Raw genomic sequence first — 20,791 nt, 5'->3', positions numbered from 1 at the left:
GATAGGTTGTCCCCTACAGGCAGCCGGGGAGGTCGTGGTGCGGGTACTGGTGGTGGAGGACGAGCGCAACCTGGCCGACGCGATCGTCCGTGGGCTGCGCCGGCAGGGCATGGCGGTCGACGTCGCCTACGACGGCTCGGCCGGACACGAGATGGCCTTCGTCACCCGGTACGACGTGGTGGTGCTCGACCGGGACCTGCCGGGGGTGCACGGCGACCAGATCTGTGCCGACCTGGTCACCTCGGGCGCGCTGACCCGGGTGCTGATGCTGACCGCCAGCGGTACGGTCGCGGACCGGGTGGAGGGTCTCCAGCTCGGCGCCGACGACTACCTGCCGAAGCCGTTCGCCTTCGACGAGCTGGTCGCCCGGGTGCAGGCCCTCGGCCGCCGGGCCACCCCGGTCACCCCGCCGGTGCTGACCGTGGCCGACCTGGTGGTCGACCCGGCGCGGCGGGTCGCCACCCGGGCCGGGGCGGCGGTGGACCTGACCCGTAAGGAGTTCGGCGTGCTGGAGGAACTGGTCAAGGCGCGTGGGGCGGTGGTGTCCAGCGAGGAACTCCTGGAACGGGTCTGGGACGCCAACACCGACCCGTTCACCACCACGGTCCGGGTGACCGTGATGACGTTGCGGAAGAAGCTCGGTGATCCTCCACTGATCGAAACGGTGGTCGGGGCCGGCTACCGGGTGCCGGACCCGTACGTGCCGGGGCAGGTGAGCGCGTGACCGTCTATCTGACCCGCCGCCGGCCCCGGGTGCGGCCCACCCTCCGGCTCCGGCTGACCCTGCTCAACGGCGTGCTGCTGATCGGCGCCGGGGCGATCCTGGTGCTGCTCGCCTGGCTGCTGGTCGGGGACGCGCTGACCCCCGACATCCAGCTCAGGTCGAACCCGATGCTCGAACTCTCGGACGGCCGGACGGTCGGGGCACGCCAGTGGCAGCAGGAGATGGCGCAGACGGCCACCCGGGAACTGCTGGTCAAGGGGCTGCTGGCGCTGTTGGTGATCAGCATCGTCGGGGTCGCCGGGGCGTACGCGGTGGCCGGCCGGGCGCTCCGCCCGCTGCACCAGGTCACCTCGACGGCCAGGCGGCTCGGCGAGGCCACCCTCGACCAGCGGATCCGCTACTCCGGCGCGGACGACGAGGTGGCCGAGCTGGCCGGCACCTTCGACGCCATGCTGGACCGGATCGGGGACGCCTTCGAGGCGCAGAAACGCTTCGTCGCCAACGCCTCGCACGAGCTGCGTACCCCGCTGGCGGTGATGCGGACCGAGATCGACGTCACGATGGCCGACGACGAGGCGGACGTGGCCGAGTACCGGCGGATGGCCACGGTGGTCCGGGACGCGTCGGAGCGGGCCAACAACCTGGTCGACGCGCTCCTGGTGCTGGCACGCAGCGAGGCCCAGTCGGGTCGCCGGCTGGCCCGGAAAGCGCCGACCGACCTCGCCACCGGGGCCAGTGCGGCACTCTCGGCGGTCCGGAACGAGACCAACCGGCTCAAGCTCCAGGTCGAGACGGCGTTGGCTCCGGCACCGGTGGTCGGCGATCCCGGCCTGCTGGAACGGCTGGCCGGCAACCTGATCGAGAACGCGGTGCGGTACAACCACCTGCACGGCCGGATGTGGGTGCGTACCGGCTCGGGGCCCGAGCACGCCTGGCTGGTGGTCGGCAACACCGGTTTCGAGGTGGAGCAGGCGGACGTACCAGGGCTGTTCGAGGCGTTCCGGCGGGGCGGCCGGGAGCGTACCGGTGCCCGTGGCTCCGGGCTGGGGTTGTCGATCGTCCGGGCGGTCTGCGACGCGCACGGCGGCACGGTCAGCGCGATCGCCCAGGACGGCGGCGGGCTGGAGGTGACGGTGACCTTGCCGGCGGCCGAGACGACTCCGGTGGTGGCCGCCTCGGCGGCGGTCGGCGGGGGTCCGGTCGCCGTGCCGGTCCGGCCGGTGCCCGCGAACAGCGTGGCCAGTACGGCCAGCACCATCCCACTGGGCTCGGCGGCCAGCCGGGCCACCCCGGCCGGCGTGCCGGTCCCGGGTACGCCGCCCGAGCCGACTCCCGGCACCCCGACCGGCCTGGCGGAGGCCGGCCCCGGCGCGGACCCCGCATCCGGCTAACGGTTCTGCGTTCAGGCGACGAGGTCGAGTTCGCGTACCTCGCGGCGGATCGCGCGCAGCCGGGCGGTGGTGATGCCGAGTTCCCGCGCCACGTCGGCGTCACTGGCCTCGGGCCGCTCCGCCTGGATCGCCGCGGCCAGCGCGGCGGTCTCGGTGATCGGCCGGCGTGGCCGGGCCGTGGCGCCCGGCTTGGCCGCGCGCCCGGTCGAGCCCCGCTTCCGGGCCGCTCCGGTCGGCGCCTTCCTGGTCCTGGCGGCGGTTCCGGCGTCCGGTGGCGCCGCCGCGCCGGTGTCCCCGGGTGTGCCCGCCTGCGTCCCGCCGGCTCCCGCCCCGCCGGACGGGATGGCGAGGATCTCGCCGATACCCCGGCCGAGCGGCTCGACCGCGCCGAGCGGTACGCCGCCCGGTGCCGCCGCCGGACGCCGGCGCGTCCCGGCGGCCCGCTCGGATCCGGCGGCCCGGTCGAACCCGCCAGTTTGGGCGGAACCGGCCGCAGCGGCGGAATCCGCCGGGCCGGACTCCGCCGCTGCGGCGCTCGTCGTTCCGGCCGTCTGCTCGGCCTGCGCCGTGGAGATCCGGCCGCCCAGCTCGACCAGGCAGATGCTGGCCACCACGATCAGGCCGTCGACCGACAGCGGCAGCAGGTACGGCGACGCGCCGGTCTCGCCGTACCGGGCGGCCACCCCGACCATGTGCCAGTACGACACCCAGGCGGCGATCCCGGCGATGGTGGCGGTGGCCGCCATCCGGGCGAACGCCAGCGAGCGGCGGTGCACCGGTACCCGTGAGATCAACTCGACGGTGAGCAGCAGGGCCAGCGGTGGCCAGGCGGCGATGGCCTGGCTGATCGGGTTGTCCCGGGCGTGCAGGATGTTGGCCACCACCGAGGCGGCGACCCCGAGGGCCAGGGTGGCGCGCACGGCCCAGCGGACCCGGCGAAGCTGTGGGAGGGGCACCGGTCGCTCCTTGCCTGTCGTCGTGCTTCCTCTCGGCCCAGCGGACCAGCCGGCCTGACCGCTCATCCTTACGGCCGGAGCGGTCCAGCCGGTGTACCGGCCGAATTTCCGGCGTGTCGCTCACCGCCTGGTGGCCGTCCATGTGCTTGGCGTTGCCACCCTTTCCGGTCGGTTGCCGACCGGGCGACGGTGGAAAAACGCGGTTGCCGATCCCGTCGGGCCGTGCCAGGCTGGCCGCCGTCAGCCCGGATTACCGGAGGGAGGTGCGGAAGATGGTTGCGCTGTCCTGTCCCGCGCCTCGCCTCGGCCACCGCTGACCGATCCGCGTTTCTCCGCGAGGCGCACACTCCACTATGGAGGATTTGTGAGTTCCATCATCCACAACGTCAGTTTCGACTGCGCCGACACCTACAAGCTGTCCAGCTTCTGGGCGGAGGTGCTGGACCGGTCCCTGCGTCCGGAGGACCAGCCCGGCGACGACGAGATCACGCTGCTGGCGCCGGACGGCGTCGGGCCGCAGGTCTTCTTCCAGCGGGTGCCGGAGGGCAAGGCGGGCAAGAACCGGCTGCACATCTGCCTGCAACCGACCGACCGGACCCGGGACGAGGAGGTCGACCGGCTGTTCGGGCTGGGCGCCACCCTGGTCGCCGACCACCGGCGGCCGGACGGCACCGGCTGGGCAGTGCTCGCCGACCCGGAGGGCAACGAGTTCTGCGTCGAGCGGAGCGCCGCCGAACGCACCGGCTGAGCCCGGGTAGTACGCGGGAGCGGGCCGCTCCGCACCGGTAGCGGTGTGGAGCGGCCCTTGCTAGTCGGGCAGCCGGGCGAGCAGGGCGTAGGTGTTCGGCAGCCGGCCCCGCCAGGCCGCCGCCGGGACCCCGGCCGGCCGCCAGAACGGTTCGGGGAACTCGGCGAGGTGACGCAGCTCCAGCCCGGCCGTGAGCACCGCGCCGACGATCTCGCCCAGCGTCCACTGCCACTCCACGGCACCGTGCCCGGGAAAGGTGTCGTTGACGTGCGACCGCCCGAAGTAGCTGCGGTCCGGGCGGATCCGGGGCTCGTCGGAGTCCCAGCTCCAGAGCGGTACCGCCGGATGGCCCTCGTAGACGAAGAGGTGTCCACCGGGCCGGAGCAGCCGGGCGGCGTCCCGGGCCCAGGCCGCCAGATCGGGCAGCCAGATCAGCGCGCCCTTGCCGGTGTAGACGAGATCCGTGCAGCCGTCCCGCAGCGGGGCACCGGGCAGCCGGGCGACGACGTACCGGCAGGGGACCGCCAGCTCGGCGGCCCGGCGGGCGGCGGCGGTGGCCGCCACCGAGCTGAAGTCGACTCCGAGCACGGCACGCGCCCCGGCCCGGACCAGCGCGACGTCGTCGAGGCCGTGCCCGCTCTGCAGGTGTACGACCGTCGGCGACGACCGCAGCAGCGGCCGGAGCAGCGCGACCTCGGCCGGGAAGAGCGACGAACCCTCCCGGGCCTGCCGTAGCAGCTCCCGGTATTCCCGGACGTGCTTGGCGGAGGCGGTCTCCCAGGCGATCCGGTTCCGCCTCGTCTCCTCATCCATGCCGTTGAATGTCGGCGGGCGCGAGCGACGGCGCAACCGGATTCGCCCCGACCCCGCCGTGGAGACTCGGTGAAGGATGCCTGCCGGGTCCTCCCGACGGGACGAATCCAGTCGACGTCCAGTGGTAGTTCAGTCCGGTACGCGAATCTCGATTCCTGCCCGGCCGGCGCCCCCGCCCGGTCGGGCAGGCAAATCGCGGCGTCCCGCCACCACCGTTGGCAACCGTACGACGCAGTCGCGTCAGGGCATCCCTGGGAGGTCACGTGAACACCTGGAAGGCCAAGCTCGGCACATCCACGGGTCGGGGCGGAGGGCGGTGGCGGGCGCGGCTGGGCGTACTCACACTGCTGGCCGGCGTGCTCGCCGTACCGGCGGTGGCGGTCGGGCCCGGCGTCGCCAGTGCCGGCGCGATCGTGCCGTGTCCGGACACCATCACCGACTGGCGGCTTCTCTCCAGCGGCCGCTTCGGGCGGGTCTGGGAGGGCTACCGCTACACCCTGCACAGTGCCACCCCGACGTTCCTGGCCAGCGACGGCCAACTGCTCGACAACGGCACCGACAGCACGGTCAACTACACCATCACCTCGCGGGTGTCCCGCACCTTCAGCGTGCAGGCGACGGTCGGGATCAGCGCGACCGGGCAGGACAGGTTCTTCACCACGAACGTCAGCACCCAGATCGTGATGACCCAGGTCACCGAGCGGGGGGTGAGCATCGCGGTGCCGGTGCCGCCCCGGAGCCGGCTGATCGCCGAGTACGGCGTGGAGGCGTACCAGGTCAGCTACGCGGTGGAGGCGTGGCGGGCGTCGACCCGAGTGACCGACGAGCCGGTGCCGGGCGGACGCTGCGAGGAGTGGGGTTACTACCCGCAGAGCACCACCGCGCCGACCCACATCGAGGGCTGGCGGTTGCGGACCGGCTGAGCCGGTTCCGCGTACCGTCGGTGTCCGGGCAGATCGCGGTGATCAGGGACCGAGTCGCACAGCGCGCCGTGCGACTCGCCGGGACAGGTCCCTGATCACCGCGATCGTGGGGGATGGGTGGGTCCGGTCAGGCGGGCAGGCTGGCCGCGCCCCGGGGCAGGAAGCGGCGGCCGGTGACCCGCTCCGAGGTGCCGGTCCGGTCCAGGTACGGCGTGACACCGCCGAGGTGGAACGGCCAGCCGGCACCAAGGATCATGCAGAGGTCGATGTCCTGCGGCTCGGCGACCACACCCTGGTCCAGCATCAGCCGGATTTCCTGGGCGAGCGCGTCCAGCGCCCGCTGGCGTACCTCTTCGGCGTGAAGCGGCGCGGAACCGACCTCCAGCAGCCCGGCCACCTCGGGGTTGACGTCGCCGTCGACCACCAGCGGCTTGCCGGACTCGGCGATCCGCCTCAGGTTCTCGCTGACCGCGAAGCGGTCCGGGAAGGCGGCGTGCAGCGTCCCGCCGACGTGGTACGCCACCGCCGGCCCGACGAGCTGGAGCAGCGCCAGCGGGCGCATCGGCAGGCCGAGCGGGTCGAGTGCGGCGTCCGCCACCTCGGGCGGGGTGCCGGCGTCCACGGCCGCGAAGATCTCGCCGAGGAACCGGGTCAGCAGCCGGTTGACCACGAAGGCCGGCGCGTCGGCGACCAGGACGCAGGACTTGCGCAGCTCCTTGCCGATCGCGAACGCGGTGGCCAGGGTGGCGTCGTCGGTCCGCTCGCCCCGGACGATCTCCAGCAGCGGCAGCACCGCGACCGGGTTGAAGAAGTGGAACCCGACCACCCGCTCCGGGTGCTCCAGGTCTGCGGCCATCGCGCTGACCGAGAGCGACGAGGTGTTGGTGGCGAGTACCGCCTCCGGCGAGACGATCTTCTCCAGCTCAGCCCAGACCTGCTTCTTCACGGCCAGGTCCTCGAAGACCGCCTCGATCACGAAGTCGGCGTCGGCGAAGACGCCCTTGTCGACCGAGCCGCTGACCAGGCCGCGCAGCGTGGCGGCCGTACCCTCGGGAAGCCGGCCCTTGCCGACCAGCTTGTCGATCTCGGCGTGCACGTAGCCGACGCCGGAGTCCACCCTGGACTGGTCGAGGTCGGTGAGCACCACGGGCACCTGGAGCCGGCGGGCGAAGAGCAGCGCGAGCTGCGAGGCCATCAGGCCGGCGCCGACGATGCCGACCTTGGTCACCGGCCGGGCCAGTGCCTTGTCCGGGGCCCCGGCCGGCCGCTTGGCCCGGCGCTGCACCAGGTCGAAGGAGTAGAGGCCGCTGCGCAACTCCTCGCTGAAGACCAGCTCGGCCAGCGCCTCCACCTCGGCGGCCATCCCCTTCGGCAGCCCGTCCGGGTCGCCGTCGGCGGGCCCGGCCGGCGCCTCGCGGGCCAGCTCCAGCAGCTCCAGCGCCCGGTAGGCGGCCGGGACCGCGCCGTGCAGCCGCTCGTCCAGCATCTGCCGGGCGAAGTAGAGCACGCCGTCCCACATCTCCCGGTCGACCTCCGGCCGGGTCACCTGGACCTCGCCGCGCACCACCTGCGCGGCCCACTCCAGCGAGCGCTCCAGGAAGTCGGCCGGCGCGAAGAGCACGTCCGCGATGCCCAGCTCGGCGGCCTGCTTCGGCTTGAGCATCCGGTTCTGCGTCAGCGGGTTCTGGATGACCACCTGGGCCGCACCGGCGATGCCGATCAGGTTGGGCAGCAGTTGGGTGCCACCCCAGCCGGGCACCAGGCCGAGGGAGACCTCGGGCAGGGCCAGCGCGGCGGCGCCACCGGAGAGTGTCCGGTAGTGGCAGTGCAGCGCCAACTCCAGCCCGCCGCCCATCGCCGCGCCGTTGACGAACGCGAAGGTCGGCACGGCGCTGGTGCGCAGCCGGCCGAAGACCCGGTGCCCGAGCCGGCCGATCTCCCGGGCCTCGTCCCGGTCGGCGAGCAGCGGCATGCCGGTCACGTCGGCGCCGACGCAGAAGATGTACGGCTTGCCGGTCACCGCCACGAACGCCGGCTCGGCGGCGAGCGCCTCGGTGATCGCCTTGTCCAAGCTGGACAGACCGGCCGGGCCGAAGGTGTTCGGCTTGGTGTGGTCCAGGCCGTTGTCCAGGGTGATCAGCGCGGCCGGGCGGTCCAGCCCCGGCACCTCCACCAGCCGGAGCAGCGACCGGGTGACCACCTCGTTCGGGTTACGCGGAACCGTCACTGCGCCACCTTCCGATCGCACTGCGGGGCTCGCAAACCCGGCTCACTCCTCGCGCTCACTTGTCATCGCCCTTCCAGTTGGGGTTCTCCCAGATGACCGTGCCGCCCATGCCGATGCCGATGCACATCGCGATGAGGCCGTACCGCACCTCGGGGTGCTCGGCGAACTGCCGGGCGAGTTGGGTCATCAGCCGTACCCCGGAGGAGGCGAGCGGGTGGCCGATGGCGATCGCCCCGCCCCACTGGTTGACCCGGGGGTCGTCGTCGGCGATGCCGAAGTGGTCGAGGAAGGCCAGCACCTGCACCGCGAACGCCTCGTTCAGCTCGAAGAGGCCGATGTCGGAGATGGAGAGCCCGGCGATCCGCAGCGCCTTCTCGGTCGACGGGATCGGGCCGTAGCCCATCACCTCCGGCTCCACCCCGACGAAGCCGTACGACACCAGTCGCATCGACACCGGCAGCCCGAGTTCCCGGGCGACGTCCTCGGCGGCGAGCAGGCTGGCGGTGGCCCCGTCGTTGAGCCCGGCCGCGTTGCCGGCGGTGACCTTGCCGTGCGGGCGGAACGGTGTCTTCAGGGTGGCCAGCTTCTCCAGTGAGGTCTCCCGGGGCGCCTCGTCGACGGTGGCGAGTCCCCAGCCGGTCTCCGGGTCGCGAATCGCCACCGGTACCAGGTCGGGTTGGAGCTTGCCGTTGGCGTACGCCTTGGCGGTCTTGACCTGCGAGGCGAGCGCGAACGCGTCGGCGCGGTCCTTGCCGATGTGCGGGAGCCGGTCGTGCAGGTTCTCCGCCGTGGATCCCATCACCAGGGCGGAGGGGTCGACCAGCTTCTCCGCCAGGATCCGCGGGTTGGGGTCCACGCCCTCGCCCATCGGGTGCCGGCCCATGTGCTCGACGCCGCCGGCGATCGCCACGTCGTAGGCGCCCATCGCGATCCCGCCGGCCACCGTGGTGACCGCGGTCATCGCCCCGGCGCACATCCGGTCGATGGCGTAGCCGGGCACCGTCTTGGGCAGCCCGGCGAGCAGCGCGGCGGTACGGCCGATGGTGAGGCCCTGGTCGCCGATCTGGGTGGTGGCGGCGATCGCCACCTCGTCGACCCGCTCCGGCGGCAGTTGCGGGTTGCGCCGCAGCAGTTCGCGGATGCAGCGGATCACCAGGTCGTCGGCGCGGGTGTGGGCGTACATCCCACCCGCCTTGCCGAACGGGGTGCGGACGCCGTCAACGAAGACGACGTCCCGGACTTCACGGGGCACTGGAGCCTCCTTGCCGCAGGGGCCCGGGTGGGCGGGTACCTCGGATGCTACTAGTCAGTAACTAGTGTCGTTTGCGTCCCCCGTGTGGCTCGGACCACATATTGTCCGGCTGGGTGCTCCGGTAATCCCGCTATTGCCGGCTAAACACCGAGCAATTGTGAAAAAGCCTCCAATCAGCCAGGAGTCCGGGTGAAGGTGCTGGTCGCCGGTGGTGCCGGCTTCATCGGCAGCACCATCGCGTCGGCCTGCCTGGACGAGGGCATCGAGCCGGTGATCCTGGACAGCCTCTGCACCGGGCGGGTCGAATTCACCCGAGGACGGACCTTCTACCGGGGCGACATCTCCGACGGCGCGCTGCTCGACCGGATCTTCACCGAGCACCCGGAGATCGGCGCGGTGGTGCACGCGGCGGCGCTCATCGTGGTGCCGGAGTCGGTCAGCGAGCCACTGCGCTACTACCGGGAGAACGTCGCCAAGTCGCTCGACTTCCTCGACCACGTCCTCCGCAACGGGGTCACCCGCTACGTCTTCAGCTCCTCGGCGGCGATCTACCGTACCGGTGCCGACCTCTCGGTCGACGAGAGTTCACCGCTGGAGCCGGCCAGCCCGTACGCCCGGACCAAGGCGATGATGGAGACGGTGCTCGCGGACACCGCCGGGGCCACCCCGCTGCGGGCGCTCTCGCTGCGCTACTTCAACCCGATCGGTGCCGATCCGCTGCTGCGTACCGGTCTCCAGGTGCCCCGGCCGACGCACGCACTGGGCAAGTTGATCGACGCCTGGGCCGACGGCGGGGAGTTTCTGATCACCGGTACCGACTGGCCCACCCGGGACGGCTCGGGAATCCGCGACTACATCCACGTCTGGGACCTGGCCCGGGCACACGTCTGTGCGCTGCGCCGGTTCGACGAGATCCTGCCGCCCGGCGGCGACCGGTCGGTGGAGGCGGTCAATCTCGGCACCGGGGACGGGACCACCGTCCGGGAACTCGTCGCCGCCTTCGCCGCGGCGGTCGGGCCGGTGCGGACCCGCGAGGCGCCGCGCCGCCCCGGCGACGCGGCCGGCTCGTTCACCCGGAGCACCCGGTCCCGACTCCTGCTCGACTGGAAGCCCGAGTATTCCGTTGCCGACGGCATCCGGCACGCCGTGCAGTGGTGCCGGATCCGTGACGAACTGCTCGGCATCCGCCGGCCCGCCCTGCACCTGCACCACTGACCTGTGCTGCCGGTCCGGCCCGCCGGACAGCCGTACTGCCAGCGGGCCGGTGCGGACGCGGGGTCAGGTCGTGGGCTCGACCAGCGCCGCCGCGAGTTCCTCGGCGATCAGGCCGACCTGCCAGCTCCGGGCGCCGTACCCGCGCAGGGTCTCGGCGACCGTCTCCGCAGTGATCTCCTCCGGCGGGATCCAGGCCAGCCGGCGGACCGAGTCGGGAGTGATCAGGTTTTCCGGCGGCAGGGTGTGCGCCGCGGCGATCCGGGTCACCACCTCGCGGCACCGGGCCAGCCGGGCGGCCGCCACCGGGTCCCGCTCGGCCCAGCGGTGCGGCGGGGGCGGCCCGTCGATCGTCGGGCTCACCGGCAGCGCGTCGTCCGGCAGTTGCCGAGCGTCGGCGAGGGCGTCCAGCCAGGTCCGGACGAGCCGGCGTACCGAGCGCCCGCCGAAGCCGGGCAGCATCAGCAGGGTCCGCTCGTCCTTCGGGTCCATCTCGGCGGCGGCGATGATCGCGGCGTCCGGCAGCACCCGGCCGGGCGCCGAGTCACGGCGGGCGGCGATCTCGTCCCGGGCGTACCAGAGCGACCGCACCCGGGCCTGCGCCCGGGCCCCGCGCACCCGGTGGATGCCGGAGGTCCGCCGCCACGGGTCCGGCCGCTGCCGGGCCGGCTGGGCACCCCAGGCCACCAGCGCGGCGAACTCCTCGGCCGCCCACTTCGCCTTGCCCTGCCGGTCCAGCTCGGCCGCGAGCTTGTCCCGCAGTTCCGTGAGCATCTCCACGTCCAGCGCGGCGTAGGTCAGCCAGGACTCCGGCAGCGGCCGGCTGGACCAGTCCGCCGCCGAGTGGTGCTTCTCCAGGGTGAAGCCGAGCAGTTGTTCGGTCAGCGCGGCCAGGCCGACCCGTTCGAAGCCGGCGAGCCGGGCGGCCAGCTCGGTGTCGAAGAGGCGTCTCGGCCGCAGCCCGAGGTCGGCGAGGCAGGCGAGATCCTGGCTGGCGGCGTGCAGCACCCATTCGGCGTCCGCGATCGCCTCGTCGAGGGTGCGGAGGTCGCCGAGGGGCAGCGGGTCGATCAGCACGGTGCCGGCCCCGGCCCGCCGGAGCTGGACCAGGTAGGCCCGCTGGCTGTAGCGGTAGCCGGAGGCGCGTTCGGCGTCGACGGCGACCGGGCCGGTGCCGGCCGCGAACCGGGACACCACGTCGGCCAGGCCGGCGGGTGTCTCGACGGGGGCCGGGGTGCCGTCGCGAGGGGTGAGAAGCGGTACGGGCCCGCCGGGCGTTGGGTCGGGCCCCACTGTCTCGGGATCCGGCGCGGACACCGGAAGGCTGTGCGGCTCGTCCCCTGCTCGGCGTTGCGCGGCCCGACGGCGCAGGGGTGGTTCGTCGGTCACCTGACAACCCTAGTCTTCGCCAGGATTCGGGTCGCGCAGCCGGTCCGGCGAGTCGGGTCCGGTGGGGCGGCTGGGGCCGCCGAAGCGGTTGGGGCGTAGGAGGTTCGGCGGAAGTTGCGGCTGGTCAGGCGGCGCCGGCCGGCCGGGAGTGCGGCAGCGCGGTGACACCCGGCGGCGGCAGCCCGGCGGTGGAGGCGAGCAGCGTGCACCAGGCCAGCAGGTGTGCCCGCAGGTCGTCGTCGACCGGGGTCCAGGAGGCGCGGATCTCGATGTCACTGGCAGCCGGCGGGCCGGCCAGCTCGCCGAACCGGGTCGACATGGTCTGGGTCACCGTGCCGCCGAGCGCCCGGTAGGCCGCGTCCCGCGCCTGGAGCGCGTCGGTCAGCCAGGTCCAGCCGACGGCGGGGAGCAGCGGGTCGGCGGCGAGGTCGATCTCCAGCTCGGCGGTGACGTAGGTGACCAGGCGCAGCGTCCCCTCCCAGCCCTCGTGTCCGGCCGGGTCGTGCAGCAGGATGAGCCGTCCGGTGGCCACCTCCTCGCCGTCGCGCCGCACGGTGGCGGCCAGCGCGAAGGCGTACGGGGCCAGCCGTTGCGGGGCCCCCACCTCCTCCAGCACGATCTCCGCGCGGGGCGCCGCCGACCGCAACCCGGCCACCGCACGGGCGAAGGTCTCAGGCTGGACGATCGGGGAGGCCATATCCGCAGCCTAAGCCGATCGTCTGCGCGGTGGTGGGGCGCCGCGCCGGTCGGAGCGGCTGGTCGGCCCGGCACACCGCACATCGGGTCTGCCTGCCCCGGCGACCGCAGCCGGATCCGGCGCGTCTGGCACGCCACAAAACCCGGCGGTGGGCGTCGCCGGGATCGGGGCGCGTGGCACGATGGCGCCGATGACCACCACGACTGCGGGCAACGTGGCCCGAGACGACCAGCCGGCCCCGGGCGGCCCGGCCGATTCGCCGTTCGTCCGGGCCTGCCGGCGCCAGCCGGTGCCGCACACCCCGGTCTGGTTCATGCGGCAGGCCGGGCGTTCGCTGCCGGAATACCGCGAGGTGCGGGCCGGGATCCCGATGTTGGAGTCGTGCCGCCGGCCGGAGCTGGTCACCGAGATCACCCTCCAGCCGGTACGCCGGCACGGCGTCGACGCGGCGATCCTGTTCAGCGACATCGTCGTACCGGTGGCGGCGGCCGGGGTGGATCTGGACATCGTGCCCGGCACCGGCCCGGTGGTGGCCGAACCGGTACGCACCCTCGCGGACGTCGACCGGATCCGCCCCATCGACCCCTCCGACGTGTCCTTTGTGGACGAGGCGGTCCGGCTGCTCGTCGCCGAACTCGGCGACACCCCGCTGATCGGGTTCGCCGGAGCGCCGTTCACCCTGGCCAGTTACCTCGTCGAGGGCGGGCCGTCGCGCAACCACGTACGCACCAAGGCGCTGATGCACGGCGCACCGGACGTCTGGCACGCGCTGCTGGGCCGGCTGGCCGAGATCACCCTTGCCTTCCTGAAGGTGCAGGTCGGGGCCGGCGTCTCGGCGGTGCAGCTCTTCGACTCCTGGGCCGGGGCGCTCTCCGAGGCCGACTACCGCCGGTTCGTGCTGCCGCACTCGACGACGGTGCTGCGCGGGCTCGCCGACGCGGGCGTGCCCCGGATCCACTTCGGGGTCGGCACCGCCGAACTGCTCGGCGCGATGGGGGAGGCCGGCGCGGACGTGGTCGGGGTGGACTGGCGTACCCCGCTGGACGCGGCGACGGTGCGGATCGGGCCGGACAGGGCGGTGCAGGGCAATCTGGACCCGGCCGTGCTCTTCGCGCCCTGGCCGGTGGTCGAGGCCGAGGTGCGCCGGGTGCTCGGCGAGGGCGCGGCCACCCCCGGGCACGTCTTCAACCTCGGGCACGGCGTGCTGCCGGAGACCGATCCCGACGTACTGACCCGGGTCGTCGCCCTGGTCCACGAGGCGTCCGCGAACTGACCGAGAGGCGGGCACCGGGGTGAACGACACGACACGGTCCGGCGGGCCGCGGATCGCCGTGGTCGGCGGCGGGATCACCGGGCTGGCCGCCGCGCTCCGGCTGCGGGACCGGCTCCCCGCCGACACCGAGATCACCGTGTACGAGCAGTCCGGCACGCTCGGCGGCAAGCTGCGTACCGGGTCGCTGGCCGGAGCGACTGTCGAGTTCGGCGCCGAGGCGTTCCTGACCCGGGACCCGGCCGGCGGGGACTCGGCGGCGGTCGCCCTGGCCCGCCGAGTGGGGCTGGCCGACGCGCTGGTGCACCCGGCGATCGGGCGGGCCGCGCTGGCGATCGGAGGCGAGCTGCGGCCGATGCCCCCGGGCACCCTGGTCGGAGTACCCGGTGACCTGGCCGCGGTGGCTCCGGTGGCCCGGCCGGCGGCGGAGCGGGACGCCGACGGGGGCCGTCCGCTGCTCGACCCGGACGAGGACCCGACGGTCGGCGAGCTGGTCCGGCGGCGGCTCGGCGACGAGGTGGTGGACCGGCTCGTCGACCCGATGCTCGGCGGGGTGTACGCCGGCCGCGCCGACGAGCTGTCGCTGGCCGCCACCATGCCCGGGCTGGCCCGGGCGGCACGCGTCGAGGCGACCCTGACCGGGGCGGTCCGGGCGGCGATGGCCGCCGCGCCCCGGCCGGCCGGTACTCCCGTCTTCGCGACCGTGAACGGCGGGGTGAGCCGGCTGGTGGCCGCCGCCGCCGAGGCGGCCCGGGCCGAGATCAGGCTGAACGCGGCGGTCCGGGAGCTGCTGCCGGTCCCGGGCGGCTGGCGCCTGGTGATCGGCCCGACCCGCGACCCGGAACTGGTCGAGGTCGACGCGGTGGTGCTGGCCCTGCCGGCCCGGCCCGCCGCCCGGCTGCTCGGCGGGGTCGACGTGGCGGTCGGTGCGCTGGTCGGCCGGCTCGACTACGCCAGCGTGGCGCTGGTCAGTCTCGCCCTACCCGGCCCGCCCGACGGGGCGGCGGCGAGTGACCGCGGCGCGGTGCCGGGGGACCTGTCCGGGTTCCTGGTGCCGGCGACCGAGGGGACCCTGGTCAAGGCGGCCACCTTCTTCACCAGCAAGTGGGCGCACCTACGCCGCCCGGACGGCACGCTGCTGCTGCGCGCCTCGGTCGGCCGGCACGGCGAGGAACACCTGCTGCAACGCGCCGACGACGAACTGGTCTCGGCGGTGCACCGGGAGCTGTCCGGGCTGCTCGGCGCGGAACTGCCCGAACCGGTCGACAGCCACGTGCAGCGGTGGGGCGGCGCGCTGCCCCAGTACGCCCCCGGCCACCTGGACCGGGTGGCCGCGGCCCGGGCCGCGCTGCGGACCGCACACCCGACCCTGGCGCTGGCCGGCGCCGGCTACGACGGGGTGGGGATTCCGGTCTGCGTACGCTCCGGCGAGACCGCGGCCGAGGAGATCATCAAGGTGCTGGGAGTATCGAGGGCATGACTGTGGAACAGACGGGTGGCGCGGAGCAGCGGGGCGGCGCGGAGCAGAGTAACGCGGCCCGGCTGCGGGAGCTGAACGAGAGCATCCGCTACACCATGTGGTCGGTGTTCCGGGCGACCGGCCCGCTGCCGGAGGCCCGGGACGGCATCGCGGCCGAGGTCGGGTCGCTCTTCGAGGAGCTGGCCGGCAAGGACGTGGTGGTGCGGGGCAGCTACGACGTCTCCGGGCTGCGCGCCGACGCGGACCTGCTGATCTGGTGGCACTCGTCGTCGAGCGACGCGCTCCAGGACGCGTACGGGCGGCTGCGGCGTACCGCGCTCGGCCGGCAGTTGGCGCCGGTCTGGTCGCAGATGGCGCTGCACCGGCCGGCGGAGTTCAACAAGAGCCACGTACCGGCGTTCCTGGCCGGCGAGCCGGCCCGGGGTTACGTCTGCGTCTACCCGTTCGTCCGCTCCTACGAGTGGTATCTGCTGCCCGACGCCGAGCGCCGGGAGATGCTGGCCGAGCACGGCATGATGGCCCGCGGCTATCCGGACGTCCGGGCCAACACGGTCGCCTCGTTCGCGCTCGGCGACTACGAGTGGCTGCTCGCCTTCGAGGCCGACGAACTGCACCGGATCGTCGACCTGATGCGCGACCTGCGCGCCTCCCGGGCCCGCCGGCACGTCCGCGAGGAGGTGCCGTTCTTCACCGGCCGGCGCCGGAGCATCGGCGAACTGGTCAACGCGCTGCCGTGACGCGAACGCGCCGCCCTGCCGTCGGTGCTGCCGGGTCGTCGGCTCCGGACCCGACCGCAGCCGGGCAGCACCTGGTCGGAGGGGAGTAGGGGGCAACGGCGTCGCGCCGCTGCCCCCTACTCCTTCCGTTCCTGAGAGCGTCAGTCGACGACCGTGACGATCCGGCGGCGCCGGGCCACGACGACGCCGAGCACACCGGCGGCGAGCAGCAGCACACCGCCGAGCGCGACCAGTCCGGCCCGGGCACCGGTCACCGGCAGGCCACCGCCGGCACCACCGGTCTCCAGGGTGATCGGCGCGGTGTTGTTGCCGGCGTTCTTGTCCTGCACGCCGCCGTCGACGACGATCGAGCCGGCCGCCCCGGGCTCGCGGGCAATCTTGACCGTGAAGTCGAAGAGCCAGGTCTTACCCGACTGGAGCTGCTCCGACGGCCAGCAGTGGTACGACAGGCCGTCCACCACTCCCCGCCGGTCCGCACCGTTCGGGTTGGCGGTGTTCGGCTCGCACTGCTCGTCGACCTTGAGCACCGACAGGCCGGCCGGCAGGACCACCTCGGCCGACGACGACCACTCCTCACCCGGGGTGAGGGTGTTCGCCGGGCCGTCGTTGCGGATGCCGACCCGGATCGACCTGGTCTCGTCGACCGCACCGTCGACGGTCGCCCCGATCGCGACGCTGTCCGCCTCGTGCAGCGGCACCTTCACGGTGAACGCGGTCTCGTTGTCGTCGTGGTTCAGGTCCTCCGCCGGGGCCCGCAGCGCCTTGCTGGTCGGGACCAGCCGGAGCCGCTTGCCGCTCGACTTGTTGCCCGCCTGGCTGAGCCGCTGCTCGGCCTCCTCGTCGGTCAGCGGCAGCACGGCGGCCCAGGCCCCGTAGGTGTCCGGGCCGGCCGCCTTGTCGGCCACCTTGAGCCGCAGCGGCGTCGCGGGATCGATCTCGAAGGTCTCGTCCGGGCCGAGCGCTCCGTCCACAATGCAGGTCAGGGCGAGGTCGTCCCGGCTGTACAGGCAGTTCTCGTACGGGTTGGGCAGTTCCAGGTAGTGGGTGGTGCTGATCACCACGGCGACCGCGTCGGCGGCGACGGTGCCCTCGTTGCGGGCCGAGATCGGCACGTTGGTCGAGGCGCCGGCCGTCAGTTCGACGTCGGCGATCCGGCCGATCACCAGGTCGATGCCGGGGCCGCTGACCTGGACGATGCTCTCCGTGCTGGCCTCGCCCATGGTGTTCTCCGCGTGGGAGGTGGCGGTGATGGTGCCGCTCCACGGGGTGTCGCCGTCGAGGTTTCCGGGTGCGATCCCGATGGTGTAGGTGTGCGTCGTGCCGGCCGCGAGTTCCGCGAGCGTGCAGGTGGCCACCGCGCCGGAAACGGCGCAGCCCTGGTCGGTGCCGGGCAGCGTGGCGGTGATGGCGGCGGGCAGCCCGGAGGCGTCGACCTTCACCGAGACGTTGCGGGCGGCGACCCGCGAGTAGTTGTCGATGGTGAGCTTGACCGGCTTGGGCTTGGTCGCGTTCTGGGCGACGTTGACCACGAATGGCAGCGACGGGTACGCGTCGGCGTATGGCGATTCGGGCTCCTGGGCGCCGGCCGGCGTGGCGGCGGCGACCGTGGTCAGTGCGACCACGGTGACGGCCACGCCGATCCGGGCCAGGGGCAGGAGGGGGCGCATGTACACCTTCCATGGGGGTTGCGGAGAAAGGCGCCGGGGCACGATCTCCACGGCGGTGATCGGGAGGCTAGAGGTGGCCCGGTCGGGCCAGCAACCCCGCCCGGCACAAACCCCGCGAATGCCCGCGATCCGCGGGCAGTTCCATCCGAACCGCCGGTCCGGGCTGGCCAGGCAGACTAGTCCGCCGCCTCGGCCCGGTCCGCCGGGTCGCGGCGCATCGGCACGTGCGGGATGCCGTCCTCGACGTACTCCGGGCCGCTCACGGTGAAGCCGTAGCGGGCGTAGAAGTCGACCAGGTGCGACTGGGCGTCGAGTACGCAGGGCCGGGAGCCGACCATGGCCAGCGCCTCGGTCATCAGGCGTCCGGCGTACCCGCCGCCCCGGGCCTGCCGGGCCACCACCACCCGGCCGATCCGCTCCACCCCGCCCGGGTCGGCGAGCAGTCGCAGGTACGCGATCGGTGCGTCGCCCCGAGCCAGCCACAGGTGCCGGGTGCCCGGCTCGACGTCCCGGCCGTCGAGTTCGGGATAGGCGCAGTCCTGCTCGACCACGAAGACGTCGACCCGCAGCTTCAGCAGGTCGTGCAGGGTCCGGGTGTCGAGGTCGGCGAACGAGGCGACCCGGAGCTCGACCCGCTCCGCGGGGTCCGCCTGGCGCGGCGGCGTCTGCGACTGCTGCATCCCGCGATGGTAGGCCGGCAGCGGCGTGGACCGTCGCCGGGGAGATCCGGCGGCGTCAAGAGCCGGGTGGAGCGTCAGGCCGGGCGGGCGCCGACGGCGTCCCGGATCTCCGCCCCGCGCTCGCCCTCGACGACCCGGGCGCAGTGCCCGCAGCAGAAGAACCGGCCGGAGACCTCGACACCGTGCCCCATGATCCGGATGCCGCAGTGCTCACAGACCGGGGCGAGCTTGTGCGCCGCGCACTCGAACGAGTCGAAGGTGTGCACGTCCCCGCTGGTGGTGCGGACCTCGAACGCCATCCAGTAGTCGTTGCCGCAGACCTCGCAGGTCGCCATGTCGAATTCCCCCGTTTCACCGTATCTGCGGTGATTCTACGTGGCTGACGGGTCGAGGCGCATCGAGATCGAGTTGATGCAGTACCGGGCGTTCGTCGGGGTGAAGCCCTCGCCGTCGAAGCGGTGCCCGAGGTGGGAGTCGCAGGTGGCGCAGCGCACCTCGATCCGGACCATGCCGAGCGAGCGGTCCTCCAGGTAGCGGATCGCGCCGGGCAGTGCCTGGTCGAAGCTCGGCCAGCCGCAGCGCGAGTCGAACTTGGTGTCGCTGGAGAAGAGTTCCGCCCCGCAGGCCCGGCAGTGGTAGGTGCCGGCGGTCTTGGTGTCCACGTACTCGCCGGTCCACGCGCGTTCCGTGCCCGCCTGGCGGAGCACCCTGAACTCCTCCGGAGTGAGCCGGACCCGCCACTCCTCCTCGGTGCTGGGCAGCTTGCCTGCCTGGTCGTCCCGGACACTGTTGTCAGCCATACCCCAACGGTACGGCGGAGATCGTCGGGCGGCTAAGCGCCTCGTCGGGGCGGCCGAGCACCGCAGATTCATCGGAAAACAGCGAGAAACAACTGGTTAATCACCGCCCGGCGACCGAGTCGTTGACAGGACATGCGGGCGGCCACCGGGCCGGGGGGAGAGCGACGGCGACGCGAGCACCGGCCGGTGCTGGCCGAGTTCCGGCTGACCTGGCGGCAGGCGGTGGTCCGGGGGCTGCGCTGGGGCGGTCTGGGCAGTGGTGCCGTGATCGTGATCGTCAGCACGCTGCCCGGGCACCGGGAACTCTCCGAACTGGCCTGGGCCGCCGTGCTGGCCCCGCTGCCGCTCGGGATGCTCTGCGGCGCCGCCGACCGGCTCCGGGCCCGGGTCCGGCTGGACGATGCGGGGCTGCGGGGCCGGGCGTACGGGGGGTACGCCTTCGTGGCCTGGCCGCGGGTGGTCGACGTCCGGGCGGAGCGCCGCCGGGGTCGTACCGTCGTCGCCGTCTACCTCGGCGATGCCGGGCCGCTGCGGCTGCCCGCCCCCTACGACGGCGGTCTGCTGGACCGGGATCCCCGGTTCGAGCAGAAGCTCGTGCTGATCTGCCAGGTCTGGGAGGCGCACCGGCACGGCAGCCGGGAGCGGGAGGCGCGACCCCTGTCCTAGAGCGGCCGTGCCGGCTGTCCGGCCGTGGTGGCGGGCGGCGTCTCCGTGTCGGGTCACCCGTGTCGGACCGGTGGCATAGGGTCGGCGCATGGCTGGTGGCAGCGCGAAGGCGAAGCCCGTCGAGGTCGAGGTGGCCGGGCACACGGTACGGCTGAGCAGCCCGGACCGGGTCTACTTCCCCCGTCGCGGGTTCACCAAGAAGGACATGTTCGACTACTACCTCGCGGTCGGCGACGGGATCATGCGCGCCCTGGGCAACCGACCGACGGCGTTGCAGCGCTTCCCGGAGGGCATCGAGGGGGAGATGTTCTACCAGAAGCGGGTGCCGGCGCGGGGCGTACCGCCCTGGATCCAGACCGCGAAGATCCAGTTTCCGAGCGGCCGGAGCGCCGACGAGCTCTGCCCGGCCGACCTGGCGCACGTCGCCTGGGCGGCCCAGATGAGCACGGTGGTCTTCCATCCCTGGCCGGTCCGGGGCACCGACGTCGACCGCCCCGACGAGCTGCGGATCGACCTCGACCCGCAGCCCGGCACCGACTTCGCCGACGCGGTGGAGGCGGCCGGCGAGGTGCGCGGGCTGCTGGACGAGCTGGGCGCGACCGGCTGGCCGAAGACCTCCGGCGGCCGGGGCGTGCACGTCTATCTGCGGATCGCGCCCCGGTGGACCTTCACCGAGGTGCGCCGGGCGGTGATCGCGTTCGCCCGGGAGGTCGAGCGGCGCCGCCCCGACCTGGTCACCACCTCCTGGTGGAAGGAGCAGCGCGGCGAGAAGGTCTTCATCGACTACAACCAGATGGCCCGGGACCGGACGATCGCCTGCGCCTACTCGCTGCGGGCCAATGCCCGGGCCACCGTCTCCACCCCGGTCACCTGGGACGAGCTGCCGGACGTGGAGCCGGACGACTTCGACCTGAAGACGGTACCGGAGCGGGTGGCGAGGATCGGCGATCCGCACGCCGGCATCGACGACGCCCCGTGGGACATCACCCCGCTGCTGGAGTGGGCCGACCGGGACGACCGGGACGGCGCGGGCGGGGATCTGCCGTACCCGCCGGACCATCCGAAGATGCCGGGGGAGCCGAAGCGGGTGCAGCCGTCCCGGGACCGCGACCGGTAGCCCCGACCAGGCTGCGGCCGCCGAAACCGGGGCTCCAGCCGT

19 protein-coding genes and 1 pseudogene are annotated in these 20,791 nt (G+C 73.4%); 10 read left to right on the top strand and 10 right to left on the bottom strand.

Annotated elements, in window-relative coordinates; all coding sequences use genetic code 11:
* The first annotated feature begins 37 nt into the window (after positions 1-37).
* Positions 38-724, top strand: a complete 687-nt coding sequence (locus AAH979_RS19765; protein ID WP_346259599.1) for a response regulator transcription factor — start codon at positions 38-40, stop codon at positions 722-724.
* A gap of 8 nt (positions 725-732) precedes the next feature.
* Positions 733-1,878 (top strand): annotated as a pseudogene (locus AAH979_RS19760) (HAMP domain-containing sensor histidine kinase); the annotation flags it as partial.
* Positions 1,879-2,126: 248 nt separating this feature from the next.
* Here AAH979_RS19760 and AAH979_RS19755 read toward each other — a convergent pair.
* On the bottom strand, positions 2,127-3,071 hold the full coding sequence (locus tag AAH979_RS19755) for a DUF2637 domain-containing protein (protein ID WP_346259598.1): 945 nt from the start codon (positions 3,069-3,071) through the stop codon (positions 2,127-2,129).
* A gap of 364 nt (positions 3,072-3,435) precedes the next feature.
* On the opposite strand from AAH979_RS19755, the gene AAH979_RS19750 reads away from it, so the two are divergent.
* Entirely contained in the window at positions 3,436-3,819 is a 384-nt protein-coding gene (locus AAH979_RS19750) for a VOC family protein (RefSeq protein WP_346259597.1), read from the top strand.
* 60 nt (positions 3,820-3,879) lie between these two features.
* On the opposite strand, the gene AAH979_RS19745 is transcribed toward AAH979_RS19750, so the two are convergent.
* Positions 3,880-4,632, bottom strand: a complete 753-nt coding sequence (locus tag AAH979_RS19745) for a class I SAM-dependent methyltransferase (RefSeq protein ID WP_346259596.1) — start codon at positions 4,630-4,632, stop codon at positions 3,880-3,882.
* 263 nt (positions 4,633-4,895) lie between these two features.
* Here AAH979_RS19745 and AAH979_RS19740 point away from each other — a divergent pair, with 263 nt between their 5' ends.
* Complete coding sequence (locus AAH979_RS19740; RefSeq protein ID WP_346259595.1) at positions 4,896-5,555, top strand: hypothetical protein; 660 nt, start codon at positions 4,896-4,898, stop codon at positions 5,553-5,555.
* A 127-nt stretch (positions 5,556-5,682) separates the two neighbouring features.
* On the opposite strand, the gene AAH979_RS19735 is transcribed toward AAH979_RS19740, so the two are convergent.
* Both AAH979_RS19735 and AAH979_RS19730 read right to left on the bottom strand, forming a co-directional pair.
* Positions 5,683-7,782 (bottom strand): 3-hydroxyacyl-CoA dehydrogenase NAD-binding domain-containing protein, encoded by a 2,100-nt coding sequence (locus AAH979_RS19735; RefSeq protein ID WP_346259594.1) that lies wholly within the window; start codon positions 7,780-7,782, stop codon positions 5,683-5,685.
* A gap of 55 nt (positions 7,783-7,837) precedes the next feature.
* Complete coding sequence (locus AAH979_RS19730; protein ID WP_346259593.1) at positions 7,838-9,034, bottom strand: acetyl-CoA C-acyltransferase; 1,197 nt, start codon at positions 9,032-9,034, stop codon at positions 7,838-7,840.
* 189 nt (positions 9,035-9,223) lie between these two features.
* On the opposite strand from AAH979_RS19730, the gene galE reads away from it, so the two are divergent.
* On the top strand, positions 9,224-10,249 hold the full coding sequence (gene galE / locus AAH979_RS19725) for a UDP-glucose 4-epimerase GalE (RefSeq protein ID WP_346259592.1): 1,026 nt from the start codon (positions 9,224-9,226) through the stop codon (positions 10,247-10,249).
* Positions 10,250-10,312: 63 nt separating this feature from the next.
* Here galE and AAH979_RS19720 read toward each other — a convergent pair whose 3' ends face one another.
* Entirely contained in the window at positions 10,313-11,635 is a 1,323-nt protein-coding gene (locus AAH979_RS19720; RefSeq protein WP_346259591.1) for a ribonuclease D, read from the bottom strand.
* A gap of 124 nt (positions 11,636-11,759) precedes the next feature.
* Complete coding sequence (locus AAH979_RS19715; protein WP_346259590.1) at positions 11,760-12,332, bottom strand: DUF3000 domain-containing protein; 573 nt, start codon at positions 12,330-12,332, stop codon at positions 11,760-11,762.
* A 190-nt stretch (positions 12,333-12,522) separates the two neighbouring features.
* Here AAH979_RS19715 and hemE point away from each other — a divergent pair, with 190 nt between their 5' ends.
* The 3 genes from hemE to hemQ are packed head-to-tail and all read left to right on the top strand — an operon-like array spanning position 12,523 to position 15,819.
* On the top strand, positions 12,523-13,605 hold the full coding sequence (hemE, locus tag AAH979_RS19710; RefSeq protein ID WP_346259589.1) for a uroporphyrinogen decarboxylase: 1,083 nt from the start codon (positions 12,523-12,525) through the stop codon (positions 13,603-13,605).
* A 19-nt stretch (positions 13,606-13,624) separates the two neighbouring features.
* Positions 13,625-15,082 carry a protoporphyrinogen oxidase gene (hemG, locus tag AAH979_RS19705; protein ID WP_346259588.1) on the top strand — a complete coding sequence of 486 codons (1,458 nt, stop codon included), beginning with the start codon at positions 13,625-13,627 and terminating at the stop codon, positions 15,080-15,082.
* Positions 15,079-15,819: a hydrogen peroxide-dependent heme synthase gene (gene hemQ, locus AAH979_RS19700; protein WP_346259587.1), complete on the top strand. Its 741-nt coding sequence runs from the start codon at positions 15,079-15,081 to the stop codon at positions 15,817-15,819. The genes hemG and hemQ overlap by 4 nt, the downstream gene beginning before the upstream one ends.
* A gap of 140 nt (positions 15,820-15,959) precedes the next feature.
* Here the strand turns inward: hemQ and AAH979_RS19695 are convergent, their stop codons facing one another.
* From AAH979_RS19695 to msrB, 4 genes are all read right to left on the bottom strand, one after another.
* Positions 15,960-17,486 carry a hypothetical protein gene (locus AAH979_RS19695; RefSeq protein WP_346259586.1) on the bottom strand — a complete coding sequence of 509 codons (1,527 nt, stop codon included), beginning with the start codon at positions 17,484-17,486 and terminating at the stop codon, positions 15,960-15,962.
* A 176-nt stretch (positions 17,487-17,662) separates the two neighbouring features.
* Complete coding sequence (locus tag AAH979_RS19690; protein WP_346259585.1) at positions 17,663-18,166, bottom strand: GNAT family N-acetyltransferase; 504 nt, start codon at positions 18,164-18,166, stop codon at positions 17,663-17,665.
* A gap of 74 nt (positions 18,167-18,240) precedes the next feature.
* Entirely contained in the window at positions 18,241-18,501 is a 261-nt protein-coding gene (locus AAH979_RS19685) for a Prokaryotic metallothionein (RefSeq protein ID WP_318395121.1), read from the bottom strand.
* A 36-nt stretch (positions 18,502-18,537) separates the two neighbouring features.
* Positions 18,538-18,966 carry a peptide-methionine (R)-S-oxide reductase MsrB gene (gene msrB / locus AAH979_RS19680; protein WP_346259584.1) on the bottom strand — a complete coding sequence of 143 codons (429 nt, stop codon included), beginning with the start codon at positions 18,964-18,966 and terminating at the stop codon, positions 18,538-18,540.
* A 186-nt stretch (positions 18,967-19,152) separates the two neighbouring features.
* Between msrB and AAH979_RS19675 the strand changes: the two genes are divergently transcribed.
* Together AAH979_RS19675 and ligD are read left to right on the top strand one after the other, a co-directional pair.
* Complete coding sequence (locus tag AAH979_RS19675) at positions 19,153-19,632, top strand: hypothetical protein (protein ID WP_346259583.1); 480 nt, start codon at positions 19,153-19,155, stop codon at positions 19,630-19,632.
* 88 nt (positions 19,633-19,720) lie between these two features.
* Positions 19,721-20,749: a non-homologous end-joining DNA ligase gene (ligD, locus tag AAH979_RS19670; protein ID WP_346259582.1), complete on the top strand. Its 1,029-nt coding sequence runs from the start codon at positions 19,721-19,723 to the stop codon at positions 20,747-20,749.
* Positions 20,750-20,791: the final 42 nt, after the last annotated feature.

Origin of the sequence: Plantactinospora sp. ZYX-F-223 (assembly GCF_039649625.1) — a bacterium.
GTDB lineage: Bacteria > Actinomycetota > Actinomycetes > Mycobacteriales > Micromonosporaceae > Plantactinospora.
This window is presented reverse-complemented; position numbering and strand designations above follow the sequence as displayed.